This window comes from Cellulosimicrobium sp. GQ32 (genome assembly GCF_059758455.1).
This window is the reverse complement of the sequence record NZ_JCAXEP010000003.1, coordinates 61,465-76,650: the sequence shown is the minus strand read 5'-3', so window position 1 is coordinate 76,650 and position 15,186 is coordinate 61,465. Positions and strand designations below refer to the sequence as shown.

The 15,186-nt window shown below is 74.2% G+C and carries 12 protein-coding genes; 11 read left to right on the top strand and 1 reads right to left on the bottom strand.

The window, feature by feature from the left end:
• Positions 1–2 precede the first annotated feature (2 nt).
• The 9 genes from AC6CH9_RS06510 to AC6CH9_RS06470 all read left to right on the top strand — a co-directional run bounded on the left by AC6CH9_RS06510 (position 3) and on the right by AC6CH9_RS06470 (position 13,214).
• The gene (locus AC6CH9_RS06510; RefSeq protein ID WP_498154188.1) at positions 3–1,832 is read left to right on the top strand and encodes an ABC transporter ATP-binding protein; all 1,830 of its coding nucleotides are present in this window, start codon (positions 3–5) and stop codon (positions 1,830–1,832) included.
• 116 nt (positions 1,833–1,948) lie between these two features.
• On the top strand, positions 1,949–3,697 hold the full coding sequence (locus AC6CH9_RS06505; protein ID WP_498154187.1) for a BCCT family transporter: 1,749 nt from the start codon (positions 1,949–1,951) through the stop codon (positions 3,695–3,697).
• Positions 3,698–3,917: 220 nt separating this feature from the next.
• Positions 3,918–5,828, top strand: coding sequence for a translational GTPase TypA (gene typA / locus AC6CH9_RS06500; protein ID WP_047232779.1), 1,911 nt, complete (start codon positions 3,918–3,920; stop codon positions 5,826–5,828).
• Between the two features lie 13 nt (positions 5,829–5,841).
• The gene (locus tag AC6CH9_RS06495; RefSeq protein ID WP_498154186.1) at positions 5,842–6,876 is read left to right on the top strand and encodes a PIG-L family deacetylase; all 1,035 of its coding nucleotides are present in this window, start codon (positions 5,842–5,844) and stop codon (positions 6,874–6,876) included.
• Between the two features lie 10 nt (positions 6,877–6,886).
• Complete coding sequence (locus tag AC6CH9_RS06490) at positions 6,887–7,336, top strand: hypothetical protein (RefSeq protein ID WP_498154185.1); 450 nt, start codon at positions 6,887–6,889, stop codon at positions 7,334–7,336.
• 190 nt (positions 7,337–7,526) lie between these two features.
• Entirely contained in the window at positions 7,527–10,325 is a 2,799-nt protein-coding gene (locus AC6CH9_RS06485; protein WP_498154184.1) for a VanW family protein, read from the top strand.
• Between the two features lie 32 nt (positions 10,326–10,357).
• Complete coding sequence (locus AC6CH9_RS06480; protein ID WP_498154183.1) at positions 10,358–11,263, top strand: hypothetical protein; 906 nt, start codon at positions 10,358–10,360, stop codon at positions 11,261–11,263.
• Positions 11,260–12,222, top strand: coding sequence for a prephenate dehydratase (locus tag AC6CH9_RS06475; RefSeq protein ID WP_498154182.1), 963 nt, complete (start codon positions 11,260–11,262; stop codon positions 12,220–12,222). Before AC6CH9_RS06480 ends, AC6CH9_RS06475 begins: the two co-directional genes overlap by 4 nt.
• Positions 12,219–13,214, top strand: a complete 996-nt coding sequence (locus tag AC6CH9_RS06470; RefSeq protein WP_498154181.1) for a prephenate dehydrogenase — start codon at positions 12,219–12,221, stop codon at positions 13,212–13,214. The genes AC6CH9_RS06475 and AC6CH9_RS06470 overlap by 4 nt, the downstream gene beginning before the upstream one ends.
• A gap of 17 nt (positions 13,215–13,231) precedes the next feature.
• Here AC6CH9_RS06470 and AC6CH9_RS06465 read toward each other — a convergent pair whose 3' ends face one another.
• Positions 13,232–13,525, bottom strand: coding sequence for a putative acetyltransferase (locus AC6CH9_RS06465; RefSeq protein WP_498154180.1), 294 nt, complete (start codon positions 13,523–13,525; stop codon positions 13,232–13,234).
• A 155-nt stretch (positions 13,526–13,680) separates the two neighbouring features.
• Between AC6CH9_RS06465 and fdxA the strand changes: the two genes are divergently transcribed.
• Positions 13,681–13,998 (top strand): ferredoxin, encoded by a 318-nt coding sequence (gene fdxA / locus AC6CH9_RS06460; RefSeq protein ID WP_024841122.1) that lies wholly within the window; start codon positions 13,681–13,683, stop codon positions 13,996–13,998.
• Positions 13,999–14,017: 19 nt separating this feature from the next.
• Positions 14,018–15,148, top strand: coding sequence for a succinyldiaminopimelate transaminase (dapC, locus tag AC6CH9_RS06455; protein ID WP_498154179.1), 1,131 nt, complete (start codon positions 14,018–14,020; stop codon positions 15,146–15,148).
• Positions 15,149–15,186 lie beyond the last annotated feature (38 nt).

Here is a 15,186-nt window from a genome sequence, read left to right as displayed (position 1 = left end):
GCGTGGCCATCGAGACGTCTCCCGCGGCCCCGGCCGCGCGCCAGGGCAGCCCCGTGCTGACCGTGCGCAACCTCGGCGTGGACTTCTACGTCGACAAGGCCTGGTACCCCGCGGCCACGGACGTGAGCTACGACCTCCACTCCGGTGAGGTCCTCGCGATCGTCGGCGAGTCCGGCTCGGGCAAGTCCCAGTCGTCGCTCGCGCTGCTGGGCCTGCTCCCGCCGAACGGTCGCGCGCGCGGCTCCGCCAAGCTCGGCGACCGCGAGCTCATCGGCATGTCGCACGGCTCGCTGCGGCACGTCCGCGGCAAGGAGATCTCCATGATCTTCCAGGAGCCGATGACGGCGCTGAACCCCGTGTACACGGTGGGCTTCCAGATCGTCGAGACCATCCGGACGCACTTCAACGTCGGCCCCGCCGACGCGAAGAAGCGCGCGATCGAGCTCCTGCGCCTCGTCGAGATCCCGGAGCCGGAGCGGCGCTTCGACGCGTACCCGCACCAGCTCTCCGGCGGCCAGCGCCAGCGCGCCATGATCGCCCAGGCCCTCGCGTGCGACCCCAAGCTCCTCGTCGCGGACGAGCCGACCACGGCGCTCGACGTCACGGTCCAGGCCGAGATCCTCAAGCTCCTGCGCGACCTGCGGTACCGGGTCGACGCGGCGATCATCCTCATCACGCACGACATGGGCGTGGTGGCGGACATGGCCGACTCGATCATGGTCATGAAGGACGGCCAGGTCGTCGAGCGCGGCACGTCGGCCGAGATCTTCGGCGCGCCGAAGCACCCGTACACGGTGCGTCTCCTCGAGGCGGTGCCGCACCTGGGCTCCGCGCGTGAGGCGACCACGGCGACGGACCGCGTCCCGGCAGCCGGGGCGCAGGAGCGCCCGCTCGTGCTCGACGCGCAGGACATGGTCATCGAGTACCCCGGCCGACGCCGCCAGGCCGCCTTCCGTGCGGTCGACGAGGTGTCGATGCAGATCCGCCAGGGCGAGGTCCTCGGGCTCGTCGGCGAGTCGGGATCGGGCAAGACGACGATCGGTCGTGCGGCCGTCGGCCTCCTCCCGGTCACCGGGGGGTCGCTCGAGATCGTCGGCAGGAACATGGTGGGCGCCACGTCCAAGGACCTCAAGCCGCTGCGCACCGAGGTCGGCATCGTGTTCCAGGACCCGGGGTCGTCGCTCAACCCGCGCCTGCCGATCGGTGAGTCCATCGGTGAGCCGCTCATGCTGCACAAGGGCGTGAAGGGCAAGGAGCTCAGCCGTGAGGTCGAGCGCCTGCTCGACCAGGTCGAGCTGCCGCGCGCGATGCGCAACCGCTACCCGCACGAGCTCTCGGGCGGTCAGCGCCAGCGCGTCGGCATCGCCCGTGCGCTCTCGCTCGAGCCCAAGCTGCTCGTGGCGGACGAGCCGACGTCGGCGCTCGACGTGTCCGTGCAGGCCAAGGTCCTGGACCTCTTCACGGACCTCCAGCGCGAGCACGGCTTCGCGTGCCTCTTCATCTCGCACGACCTCGCGGTCGTCGAGATGCTGTCCGACCGCATCGCCGTGATGCACAAGGGCAAGCTGGTCGAGGTGGGCGCGACGTCGCAGATCGTGCACGCTCCCCAGCACCCGTACACGCAGCGGCTCCTCGCCGCGGTGCCGGTGCCGGACCCGGCGGCGCAGCGCGAGCGCCGTGCCGCGCGCGACGCGCTGCTCGAGGCGGCGGCGCGCGACATCGCGAACGACGAGCTGTCGTCGCTCGTGGACGAGGAGCGCTCGCTCGCGGAGCAGCGCGACGACATCGACCACGAGCGGAGCGCGCCGCCCACCGCGGGCGCCGGGTTCTGACCGCACCCCCGCACCGACGTGCGGGACCGGACGACGCCTCGGGGGCGGCTGCGCACGCAGCCGCCCCCGAGGCGTTCCGGTTGCCGGGGGGACCGCGCGCGACAAGCCTTGAGCCCATGAGCGCGCCGGAGCACGAGACGCCCCCTGAGCCCTCCGACGTGGGCTCTCCCGCCCGCGGAGCCACGGCGGCCGACGACCTCGACAGCCCGCGCACCGGGAGACCCGACCCTCGGGTCTTCTACCCGGCGGCCGGGATCATCCTGCTCTTCGTGCTCGCGACCATCCTCTTCACCGACACGGTGACGGCGCTCATGGACACGCTCCAGCGCGACGTCATCGGCGTCTTCGGCTGGTACTACGTGATCGTCGTGGCGGGGTTCGTCGTCTTCTCGCTGTGGATGGGCCTGAGCCGATTCGGCGACATCGTGCTCGGCAAGGACGAGGACGAGCCCTTGTTCCGGCTCCCCGTGTGGTTCGCGATGCTCTTCGCGACGGGCATGGGGATCGGGCTCGTGTACTGGGGCGTGGCGGAGCCGCTGTCGCACTACGTGAGCCCCAAGCCGGGCGTCGAGGGGAGCGACCCGGCGCTCGCCCAGGCCGCCATGGGGCAGAGCTACCTCCACTGGGGCGTCCACGCGTGGGCGATCTACGTCGTCGCGGGCCTCGCGCTCGCGTACGCGATCCATCGCAAGGGCAGGCCGGTGTCGATCCGCTGGGCGCTCGAGCCGCTGTTCGGCGACCGGGTGAAGGGTCGGCTCGGTGACGTCATCGACGTCGTCGCGATCATCGGCACGGTGTTCGGGGTGGCGACGTCGCTCGGCTTCGGCGTCCTCCAGATCGCCGCCGGCCTCGGGTACCTCGACGTGGTGCAGCCGAGCACGGCCCTAGAGATCGGGCTCATCGCGGCGATCTCCGCGCTCGCGACGATCTCGGTCGTGTCAGGGCTGGGCAAGGGGATCAAGTGGCTGTCCAACGGCAACATGATCCTGGCCGGGGTCGTCCTGGTCCTCGTGCTGGCCCTGGGGCCGACCCTCTTCCTCCTGCGCGAGTGGGTCCAGTCCCTCGGCTACTACGTCCAGAACATCGTCCGGCTGTCGTTCGACACGACCGCTTTCCAGGGCGAGGCCGGGCTCGAGTGGCAGTCGTCGTGGACGATCTTCTACTGGGGCTGGTGGATCTCCTGGGCGCCGTTCGTGGGTGTCTTCATCGCCCGGATCTCGCGTGGGCGCACGGTGCGCGAGTTCGTCCTCGGGACCCTGCTCGTCCCGACGATCGTCACGACCCTGTGGTTCTCGGTCTTCGGCGGGTCGGCCCTCTACCGCGAGCTGACCGAGCCGGGGAGCATGCTCGTCGACGGCGCGGTCGACACCGACACGACGCTGTTCCAGCTCTTCGACGGCCTGCCGCTCGGGAACGTCCTCTCGGTCGTGGGGATCCTGCTGATCGTCGTGTTCTTCGTGACGTCGTCGGACTCCGGATCGCTCGTGGTGGACATGCTCGCGAGCGGGGGCAACCCGAACCCGCCCACGTGGAGCCGCATCTTCTGGGCGGGCGTCTCGGGGCTGCTCGCGATCGCGCTCCTGCTCGCCGGCGGGCTCCAGGCGCTCCAGACCGCGGCGATCCTCATCGCGCTGCCGTTCTCCGTCGTCATGATCGGGATGGCGGTCTCCACCGTCCGCGCCCTGCGTGCGGAGCACGCCGCGATCCTGCGCGCGGAGCGCAGGGCGGCGCGCACGGCGCTGACGGAGCACGTGACGACCCGCGTGTCGGAGAGCATCTCGGAGCAGTGGGAGGAGCTCTACCCGGACCGCCCGGACCGGTGGCGCACGCTGGGTCGGCGCCCGCGCAAGGGCTCGCCGCCGTGACGCCGTCGGCGCCGCGGCGGGATCGGCGCGGAGACCGGGCGCGGCGAGCGCGGCGGGGGAGTGACGCGGGTCATGGTGGCGGGAAGCGCGACCCGGTAGGATAGCCGTGCCCGGGTGACGGCCCGTGCTCCGTGATGCCGCGGCGGGCTGCTCCCGCGCCGTGCGCGCAGAGGTGGCCGGCCGTCGTCGCCCCTCGAACCCCACGAAATGAGAACCGTAGATGTCTGTGCGCTCCGACCTGCGCAACGTGGCGATCGTCGCCCACGTCGACCACGGCAAGACCACGCTCGTCGACGCGATGCTGCGCCAGTCCGGCGCCTTCTCGGCGCACCAGCACGTGGACGACCGCGTCATGGACTCCGGTGACCTCGAGCGCGAGAAGGGCATCACCATCCTCGCGAAGAACACCGCGGTCCGTTACGCCGGCCCGGCCGCCGCCGCGGTGGGGGAGCCCGACGGCATCACGATCAACGTGATCGACACCCCCGGCCACGCCGACTTCGGCGGCGAGGTCGAGCGCGGCCTGTCGATGGTCGACGGCGTCGTCCTGCTCGTCGACGCGAGCGAGGGCCCGCTCCCGCAGACCCGGTTCGTGCTGCGCAAGGCGCTCGCCGCGAAGCTCCCGGTCATCATCGTCGTCAACAAGGTCGACCGTCCGGACTCGCGCATCACCGAGGTCGTCGCCGAGGCCACGGACCTGCTGCTCGGCCTCGCCTCCGACCTCGCGGACGAGGTGCCCGACCTCGACCTCGACGCCATCCTGGACGTCCCCGTCGTCTACGCGTCGGCCAAGGCCGGGCGCGCGTCGCTCGACCAGCCCGTGGACGGCCAGCTCCCCTCGAACGAGGACCTCGAGCCGCTCTTCACGACCATCCTCGAGAAGATCCCCGCGCCGACGTACGACGAGGGCGCGCCGCTCCAGGCGCACGTCACGAACCTCGACGCGTCGCCGTTCCTCGGCCGCCTCGCGCTGCTGCGCATCTTCAACGGCGAGCTCCGCAAGGGCCAGGTCGTCGCGTGGGCCCGGCACGACGGCACGCTCCAGAACGTGAAGATCACCGAGCTCCTCGAGACCAAGGCGCTCGACCGCGTCCCCACGGAGTCGGCCGCGCCCGGCGACATCGTCGCCGTCGCGGGCATCGCGGACATCACGATCGGCGAGACGCTCACCGACCCCGAGGACCCGCGGCCGCTCCCGCTCATCACCGTCGACGACCCGGCGATCTCCATGACCATCGGGATCAACACGTCGCCGCTCGCGGGCAAGGGCGGCAAGGGCCACAAGGTCACGGCGCGCCAGGTCAAGGACCGTCTCGACTCCGAGCTCGTCGGCAACGTCTCGCTGCGCGTGCTCCCGACCGAGCGCCCCGACGCCTGGGAGGTCCAGGGCCGTGGCGAGCTCGCGCTCGCGATCCTCGTCGAGCAGATGCGCCGCGAGGGCTTCGAGCTCACGGTCGGCAAGCCGCAGGTCGTCACGCGCACGATCGACGGCAAGACGCACGAGCCGATGGAGCGCATGACCATCGACGTCCCCGAGGAGTACCTCGGGAACGTCACGCAGCTCCTCGCGCAGCGCAAGGGCCGCATGGAGACCATGTCCAACCACGGCACCGGCTGGATCCGCATGGAGTTCATGGTCCCGGCGCGCGGGCTCATCGGCTTCCGCACGCGCTTCCTCACGGAGACGCGCGGCACGGGCATCGCGGCCTCGATCTCCGAGGGCTACGAGCCGTGGGCAGGGCACATCGAGACCCGCACGACGGGCTCGCTCGTGGCCGACCGCGCCGGCAAGGTGACGCCGTTCGCCATGATCAACCTCCAGGAGCGCGGCTCGTTCTTCGTCGACCCCACCCAGGAGGTCTACGAGGGCATGATCGTCGGCGAGAACTCGCGCAACGAGGACATGGACGTGAACATCACCAAGGAGAAGAAGCTCACGAACATGCGGTCCTCGACGGCCGACAACTTCGAGAACCTCATCCCCCCGCGCCACCTCACGCTCGAGGAGTCGCTCGAGTTCGCGCGCGAGGACGAGTGCGTCGAGGTCACGCCCGAGGTCGTGCGCATCCGCAAGGTGCTGCTCGACCAGACCGAGCGCGCCCGCGCGGTCTCGCGCGCCAAGCGCGCCTGACGTCGCCTCACGGGTGACCGTCCCGTCCTTCCGGCAGGCCGCCGTCGAGCCCGACGGCGGCCTGCTGGCCGTGCACGCCCACCCGGACGACGAGACGCTCGCCACGGGTGCGCTCCTCGCGACGTGGGCGCGCTCCGGGCAGCGCGTCACCGTGGTGACGTGCACCCGCGGCGAGCGGGGCGAGGTGATCGACACGCCCGCGCACCCGACCGGCGTCGGTCACCTCGAGGGCGACGGCCCCGCCCTCGCCGCGCACCGCGAGGGTGAGCTCGCCCGCGCGCTCGCCGCCCTCGGCGTCGCGGACCACGTCTTCCTCGACACGGTCGCGCTCCCCGCGGCGAGCGCGGTGCCCGACGCCGCGGCCCCGCCTCGGTTCGAGGACTCCGGGATGGCCTGGGTCGCGCCGGGCGTCGCGAGCGCCGCGGAGGACCTCCCGCCGCGGGCGTTCGTCGGCGTCGCGCTCGACGAGGCGGCCGCGCGGCTGGCCGCCGTCGTGCGCGACCGCCGTCCTGCCGTCGTCGCGACGTACGAGCCCGGGGGCGGCTACGGGCACCCCGACCACGTGCGTGCGCACGACGTGACCGTCCGGGCGCTGCAGCTGCTCGAGGACGCGGGCGAGCCCGTGCCCGCGCTCTGGCTCACCGTGGCCCCCGAGAGCGCGGTGCGCGCCGCGCGACGAGCCCTGGCCGTGCACCCCGCGGTCCGGGCGCTCCTCGCGGCCGACGCCGACCTCGTCCTGCCCGACCCGGACGACGACCTGCCGCCGGTCGCGCGCCCCGAGGCCTCGCTGCCTCCGCTCGTGACCGTTCCGGTGGCGCCCGTCCTCGACGAGCTTCTTGCCGCGATGCGGGCGCACGCGACGCAGGTCCAGCGCGTGACCGCCGCGGTCGGCGCAGCGGCGTCGGGCGCGGGGGAGGACCCCGTCGGCCTGCTGGGCTGGTACGCGCTCAGCAACGACGTGCTGGCCCCCGTCCCTTCACACGAGTTCTACGCTCCCTCCGGCGGCGCTCTCCCGGGCGACCAGGTCCGGCCCTGGTCCACGCGCTAGCCTGGGGCCCGTGGAGACCGGTATGGGGCGGCTCGTCGGCCGCGGGGTGGCGTGCGCGCTCGTCGGTGTGATCGTCGGGCTCGTCGGTACCGTCGCGCACCGGGCGCACCTGCTCGGCGTCGACCTACCAGGAGACGTCGGGCTGGGCATCGTGCTCGCGCTGCTGACCGTCTTCGCCGCCGGCACCCTCGCCCGCGCCTGGGGCGGCATGGCCGGCCTGCTCGGCTACGGCATCGGGTGGGTCGTCGTGGTCCAGCTGCTCTCGCTCGAGGGCCCCGGCGGTGACGTCCTCGTGCCCAGCGAGCCGGTGGGGTACGTCTGGATCTACGGGGGCCTGCTCGTCGTCGCGGCGGTCGCGTTCCTGCCGCGCTCGTGGTTCAGCGACCGACCCGTTCGGTCGGCGCTCCACGGCCGTCCCACCAGGCACGACGGACCCGAGGACCCCCTCGCGTCCCGCTAGAATTCGCGGTGCGGATCCCCGCACACCCCTCGTCGTCGCGCGCTCGATCGCGCGCCTTTCGTCACGGAGACAGTGGATGGGTCAGCCGACCGACCGAGACGCCGAACTCGACTCCCCGCAGGGCGTTGCGCCCGGTCAGGTGCCCGAGCCCGCTGTGCCCGGTCAGGAGCCCGCTCGGGCGTCGGAGCCGGTGCCCACCGACGAGGCCTGCGCCGAGGTACCCGCGACCGACGACGACGCCGCGGGGGCCGAGGCCGACGCGGTCCGCCCCGACGAGACGGACGAGGACGCGGCGCCGGTCGAGGACGCGGCGCCGAGCGAGAAGGATGAGGCTCCCGTGGTGGCGGAGCCGGACGACGTGCCCGAGGAGCCCGCGGCATCGGTCGGTCAGGACGAGGACTCCGCGGAGCCGGTGACGGCGGCCGACCAGGGCGCGACGGTGGAGACCACTGCCGACCAGGTCGAGGAGCCGCGCGTCGCGACCGAGGAGTCCCCCGGGGACGTCGCCGACGAGGCCTTGCCGGAGCCCGCCGAACCAAGCCCGCCCTCGGCCACGGACGTGCCCGAGGTCGCGGAGCGAGCCGCGGCCGAGACGCCCGCGGCTGACGAGGACGTCGCCGTCGTGGCTGCAGAACCCGAGGGCGACCCGGCCGGCGACGGCGCTCCTGAGGCGACCCCGCCCGCCGACGCGGCGGTGACGGCAGAGGGGCAGGCCGACGTCCCCGGACCGGAACCCGTACCGGCGCCCGAGTCGTCGACGGGGGTGGACGGCGACGGGGCGCCTGCGGCGCAGGACGACGACGAGGACGAGCCGTACGTCCCGCGGGTCTTCGCGTTCGACCCCAGCGTGCCGGCCGTGCTCGTCCCGCCGCCCGCTCCCGAGGCGCAGCCCGCCGCGGCGACGGGCGACCCGGGCGCCGAGCACGCGGCCGCCCCCGCTGCAGAGCAGGACCCTGCGGAGCCGGGCGCCGTCGCCCCCGACAGGGTGGCCGCAGCGGTGCCCGTGGCGCAGGAGCCTGACGTCGAGCAGACGGCGGTCGTGCCGGTGGTGCCCGCGACCGAGGCCGCGCCGGGTGCCGCGGAGCCGGCCCCGCCGACGCCGGCGGACGCCACGCAGGTGATCCCGCCCGTCGACCCGTGGTCGCGCCCGGCCCCTGTCGTCCGGACGTCGGTCCGGCCGACCGCCCCGGTCGGGTCGGAGGCTGCTGGGGACCCGACGGCGACCCCGGCGGTCGCGCCGACGGCAGGCCTGGGGAGCGCGTTCGGCCCGGTCCCGCCCGACGACTCCCGCGAGACCTCGCCCTTCGAGGGCTTCGAGGAGGAGGCTCCGCGCCGCGGCTGGGTGCGCGGCCTGCTCTGGACCGGCGTCGGGGTGCTCGTCCTCGGCGGCCTGTACACCGGCGCGCAGTGGTTCTACTCGGACAAGGTCCCGAGCGGGACGAGCGTCGCCGGCGTGGACGTCGGCGGCCTGACCCGGACGGCGGCGCAGGACACGCTCGAGGCCGAGCTCGGGCCGCGTGCGGCCGAGCCGGTCGCGCTCACGGCGGGCGAGGCGAGCACGACGCTCGACCCGGCGGCCGCGGGCCTGACCTTCGACGCCGCGGCCACCGCCGAGGAGCTCACGGCCTTCTCGATGAGCCCGGCCCGCCTGTGGCAGCACCTCTTCGGCGGTGAGGACGAGGCCCCGGTGGTGGCGGTCGACGACGCGGCGCTCGACGCCCAGGTCGAGGCGCTGCGCGGGAGCCTCGAGATCGCTCCCGTCGACGGCACGGTCCAGTTCGTGGACGGCGCCCCGACGAGCACCCCGGCCGCCGACGGCTCGGCGCTGGTGACGGACGAGGTCCCGGCGGTCATCACGGAGAGCTGGCTCGTCACGGACGGGCCGGTGACGCTCCCGACCGAGCCTGTGGAGCCGGCGATCACGCAGGAGGAGACGGACGCCGGGCTCGCGCAGGCGGAGAAGGTCGTGTCCGCGCCCGTCGTCGTGTCGGTCGGGGGCCAGAACGCCGAGCTCCCGCCGGAGGCCCTCGCCGCCGCCGCGTCGTTCCCGGCGACGGACGGCGTGCTCACGCTCACCTTCGACGGGGCGACGCTCGTGGACTCCGTGGTCGACCGGACGAACGACCTGCTCACCGCCGCGGACGACGCGCACTTCGTCTTCCAGGACGGGGCCCCGGTGATCGAGGGCGGGGAGCCCGGGACGACGATCGACCCGGCAGCCATCGCGGCGGCCGTCACGACGGCGGCGTCCGGCGACGAGCGGACCGCGACGGTCGAGCTCGTCGAGTCGGACCCCGAGCAGTCGGTCGCGGCGCTCGAGGCGCTCGGGATCAAGGAGAAGGTCTCGGAGTTCTCGACCCCGGTGCCGAACGTCCCGGTCCGCACCGCGAACCTGCGCCGCGGCGCGGAGAAGGTGACGGGGACCCTCGTGAAGCCGGGCGAGACGTTCTCGCTCGTCGACACGCTGTCGCCCATCACGCTCGAGGGCGGCTACTTCGCGGCGGGCATCGTCGAGAGCGGGCGGCACACGGAGGGTGTCGGCGGCGGTCTGTCGCAGATGGCGACGACCACGTACAACGCGGGCTTCTTCGCCGGGCTCGAGGACGTCGAGCACCGGCCGCACAGCTACTGGTTCGAGCGTTACCCCGCGGGGCGCGAGGCGACGATCTTCGTCGGGTCGATCGACATGAAGTTCAAGAACGACACCCCGTACGGCGTCCTCATGCAGTCCTGGGTGGGCGGCGGCGAGCTGCACGTCGCGATCTGGAGCACGAAGTACTACGACGTGGAGACGTCGTCGAGCGGCAAGTCGAACGTGGTCCAGCCGACGACGGTCACGCACTCGGGGGCCGACTGCGCTCCCACGCCCGCGGGCAGCCCGGGCTTCTCCATCACGAACTACCGCAAGGTCTACCGCGAGGGAGAGCTCGTCAAGGACGAGTCCTACCGGTGGACGTACAAGCCGGACAACGCGGTCGTCTGCGAGTAGACGCCCCGGTCCACCACACACACGGAGGTCCCATGCTCGGACGGAGCGAACGGGAGTCGGGCGCGCAGGCGCTGCTCGCGGCCACGGCGGCCGGCTGGGTCGAGGGCGACCCCGCCGAGGCGGACGCGCTGCTCGACCTCGGGTCGACGACCGCCACGCTGTCGACCGTCGCGAGCATCGACGGGCTGTCCGCCGTCGTGCACCTGGGGCACCCGGCGCAGCCGTCGCACGAGCTGGAGCGGGCGCTGCTCGCCGCGCCGCCCTCCCTCGTGCTCACAGGGGCGTCGGCCGTCCCGGCGCAATGGGTCTGGGTCGGGCGCTCGGGCGCCGCGCGGGACCTGACGGGGCACGTCGTCGTGGACGAGGCGGGCATGCGCGACCGCCGCCACGTGCTGCGGACGATGGGCGTGAGCCCGTCCCTCGTCCCGACGCGGACGAGCCTGGAGGAGCGCATCGCGCTCGCCGGCCCCGACGGCAGCCTCGTCGTCGAGCGCTCCGTCGCCGCGGGACCGCTCGCCGCGCTCGGGTACGCGGAGCTCGCCGGGAGCGAGGTCCTCGGCGACGGCGCGCCCGTCTGGTACGGCCTCCTGGAGAGCCGGGGCGCCGTGCCGCGGGCCGAGGGCGTCGCCCAGGTCTGGCTCGCGTTCGGGCCGCGGGACGACCACCGCGGCTCGCTCCAGGAGACGCTCGCGCTCGTCGCCCAGGCCGGCATCGACCTCCAGCACCTGCGCAGCCACCGCTCCCAGGCCGGGCCCCACATCTTCTTCTGCGCATTCTCCTGCCCCGACGCGGAGACGCTCGACGGTCTCCTCGCAGGCTTCGCGGAGCGGGGCGTCGCGCACCGCCTGCTGGCAGTCCTGCCCGGGCAGGAGTTCGTGCCCGGGCCGGACGCGCTCGCGCCGCGCTGGGCGTCGGCGCCGGACCCCGTGCGCGCGTGAGCGTCGTCGGCTACCTCGGCCCGGAGGGGTCGTTCACCCACCAGGCGGCCGCCGTGTGGTGCGCCGACCACGCGGACGGCCAGGCCGACCGGTCCACCGGCCTCGCCGCGCGCACGACGGTGGCGGACGTGTTCGCCGGGGTCGCCACCGGAGAGCTCGCGCGCGGCGTCGTCGCGATCGAGAACACGGTCGAGGGCTACGTGGTGCCGTCGCTCGACGCGATCGTCGGGAGCGCGACGGTCGTCGCGGTCGACGAGGTCGTGCTCGACATCTCGTTCGACGCGTTCGTACGGCCCGGCCACGCGGAGCTGACGGAGGTCACCGCCCACCCGCACGGCCTCGCGCAGTGCCAGGAGTTCGTCCGCCGGACGGGCCTCGCCCCGCTCGCTGCGTCGTCGAACGCGGCGGCGTGCCGGGACGCCGGGCCGCACCAGGTCGCGCTCGGGCCGACGATCTGCGGCGAGCTCTACGGGCTGGAGACGTTCGAGCGCGCGGTCGAGGACTTCGCCGGCGCCCGGACGCGCTTCCTCGTGCTCGCCCCGCGGACGGAGGCGTCCGCGACGCTGGAGGACGCGCGCACGCGCGGGGACCGTCCGTGGCGCACCATGCTCGCGGTGACACCGGTCGTCACGGGGCCGGGCGTGCTCGCCCGGATCACCCGGTCGTTCGGCGAGCGCGGCGTCAACCTGTCGAGCCTCATCACGCGACCGCTCAAGGCGGTGGCCGGCACGTACGTGTTCGTCCTGACCGTCGACGGCGCCCCGTGGGACGCGCCGGTCCGCGCCGTGCTCGACGACCTGGTCCGGGCGGGGGACTCGCTCAAGACGCTCGGGGTCGTGCCCGCGCGCGGCGAGCTGGACGAGTCGGTGCACGCCGACGTCGACGTCGCGCACGTCCCGGTGGGCAGCGTGGACGCCTCGTCGGACCCGGCCGCGCTGGCGGCGGGGCTGCTGTGGTGACGGTCGACGCCGCGTCGGCGGCGGGCGCCGGGCTGCGGGTCGGGGTCGTCGGGCTCGGGCTGGTCGGCGGCTCGGTCGCGCGGCTCCTGCACGAGCAGGGCATCGACGTGACCGCCCACGACACGACGGCCACCACGCGCGCCGCGGCCCGCGCCGCGGGCCTCCGGGTCGTCGGCGACGTGGCCGACGTGTGCGCGGCGGAGCCCGACGTCCTCGTGCTCGCGGTCCCGCTGCGGGCGATGCGGGCGGTCGCGACGGAGGTCGCGCGGCACGTGCGCGGCGCGACCGTCGTCACCGACGTCGGGAGCGTGAAGGGCGCGGTGCGCGACGCCGTCCTCTCGGCGGGTCTCGACGCACGCTACGTCGGGGCGCACCCCATGGCCGGCACCGAGCACTCGGGGTTCGAGGCGTCCGACCCGGGGATGCTCGACGGCGCCCGGTGGGCGGTCACGGTCGACGGGGCGACGCGCCGCGAGGCGTTCGTCACGGTGCTGCGGCTCGTGACCGGGCCGCTCGGCGGGACGGTGCACGTCCTCACCGACGACGTCCACGACGAGTCGACGGCGCTCGTCAGCCACGTCCCGCACGTGCTCGCCACCGAGCTCCTCGGCGTCGTCGCGGACGCCCCGGTGCGCGACGTCGCGCGCGGGCTCGCCGCGGGCAGCTTCCGCGACGCGACGCGGGTGGGGCGCACGGACCCGCGGCGGACCGAGGCGATGGTCACCGACAACGCCGCCTGGGTGGCGTCCGCGCTGCGTGTCGTGGTGCGTGACCTCGAGCAGCTCGTCGCGGCGCTCGAGTCGAACGCCCCGGTGGGGGAGTTCTTCGACCGACCCGACCCCGTGCGCGCCCCGGCCGGAGAGCCGGGGACCGGTGAGCGCCTGCGCGTCGTGCTCGACGACGCGGGGGACTGGCGTGGGGCGGTCGCCGCGGCGGGGGCCCGAGGGGCCGTCGTCGTGGCCGTCGAGGACGACGCGGTCGTCGTCGCCTGAGGCGCCGGACCGCCGGGTCAGGCGGGCCGACGTGGTGGGCGCGGGGGGACGGGCTTGCCGGCCACGATCGCGTCGAGCGGGACGACGACCAGAGGCGGGACGGCGTCGTGCACGCCGTGACCCCGGTGCGGCGGGGCGGCGCTCCCGCCCGCGTCCTCGCGCAGCACCAGCTCGGTCGCGGTCGTCCGCACGACGACCCCGATGACGTCCGTGAGGGGCTTGCCCGCGGCGGCCGCCTCGTCGGCGGTGAGGCGACGGCGGACGACCACCCGGGTGCCCGGGGCCCACGCGGTCCAGGGTGCGTCGGGCACTGCAGGCGCTCCTCGGGTCTGTGACGTTCGTCCACGGGCTGGTCAGAGAGGGTCGGGCACCGCCCGACCTGAGCGATACTAGTCCTGCGTCTCCCTGTCGTGACCTCGCCCCTCGCCGGGTCGGGGTCCGGACGAATCCAGAAAGGTACTCGGTCGTGACTTACGTGATCGCTCAGCCGTGCGTGGACGTCAAGGACAAGGCGTGCATCGAGGAGTGTCCTGTCGACTGCATCTACGAGGGCAAGCGGTCGCTGTACATCCACCCCGACGAGTGCGTCGACTGCGGCGCGTGCGAGCCGGTCTGCCCGGTCGAGGCCATCTACTACGAGGACGACGTCCCGACGGAGTGGAGCGACTACTACCGCGCCAACGTCGAGTTCTTCGACGACCTCGGCTCGCCCGGCGGCGCCGCGAAGATGGGTCTCATCGAGAAGGACGACCCGATGATCGCCGCCCTGCCGCCGCAGGCCTGAGCACCCCGCACCGCCGCACGTGGGACTCGCCGACCTCTCCGGTCTCGCCTATCCCTGGGACACGCTGACCCCGTACGCGGAGCGCGCCCGCGCGCACCCGCGCGGCGTCGTCGACCTCTCGATCGGGACTCCCGTCGACCCGACGCCCGCCGTCGTGCGTGACGCGCTCGCCGCGGCGTCCGACGCGCACGGCTACCCGACGACGCACGGGACCCCGGCGCTGCGCGAGGCCGTCTCCGGCTGGTTCGCCCGCCGGCGCGGCGTCCCGGGCCTCGACCCCGACGCCGTCCTGCCGACCGTCGGCAGCAAGGAGCTCGTCGGGCTGCTGCCGTCGCTCCTGCGCCTCGGGCCAGGCGACGTCGTCGTGCACCCGCGCACCGCCTACCCCACGTACGACGTGGGCGCGCGCCTCGCCGGCGCGACGCCGCTCGCGACCGACGACGTCGACGAGTGGGCGGGCAGGGCGGACGTGCGCCTCGTCTGGGTGAACTCCCCGAGCAACCCGACCGGCCGCGTGCTCGACGCCGCCCACCTCGCGCGGGTCGTCGCCGCGGCGCGCGAGATCGGCGCGGTCGTCGCGAGCGACGAGTGCTACGCGGAGCTCGCGTGGGCCGAGCCCTACGCGTCGCAGGGCGTGCCGAGCCTGCTCGACCCGGCCGTCTCGGGCGGGTCGCACGACGGGCTCCTCGTCACCTACTCGCTCTCCAAGCAGTCGAGCATGGCCGGCTACCGGGCCGCGTTCGTCGCCGGCGACCCCGCCCTCGTCGCCGACCTGCTCGCGACGCGCAAGCACCTCGGCATGATCGTGCCCGCGCCCGTCCAGGCGGCGATGGTCGCCGCCCTGTCCGACGACGCGCACGTCGCCGCGCAGCGCGACGTGTACGCGCGCCGGCGCGAGGTGCTCGTCGCGGCGCTCGGCGACGCCGGGCTCCAGGTCGACCACTCCGACGCGGGCCTCTACCTGTGGTCACGACCGGCGGGGGACGACGGCGGCGACTGCTGGCGGACCGTGTCCGACCTCGCCGACCTCGGCATACTGGTGGGGCCCGGGGCGTTCTACGGACCGGAGGGCGCGGGGCACGTGAGGGTCGCGCTCACCGCGACCGACGAGCGCGTCCACGAGGCCGCGGCTCGACTCTCCGGAGCCTGATCTCTGGCGTGACCTGCCTCACAGAGGTGTGGTGTTCT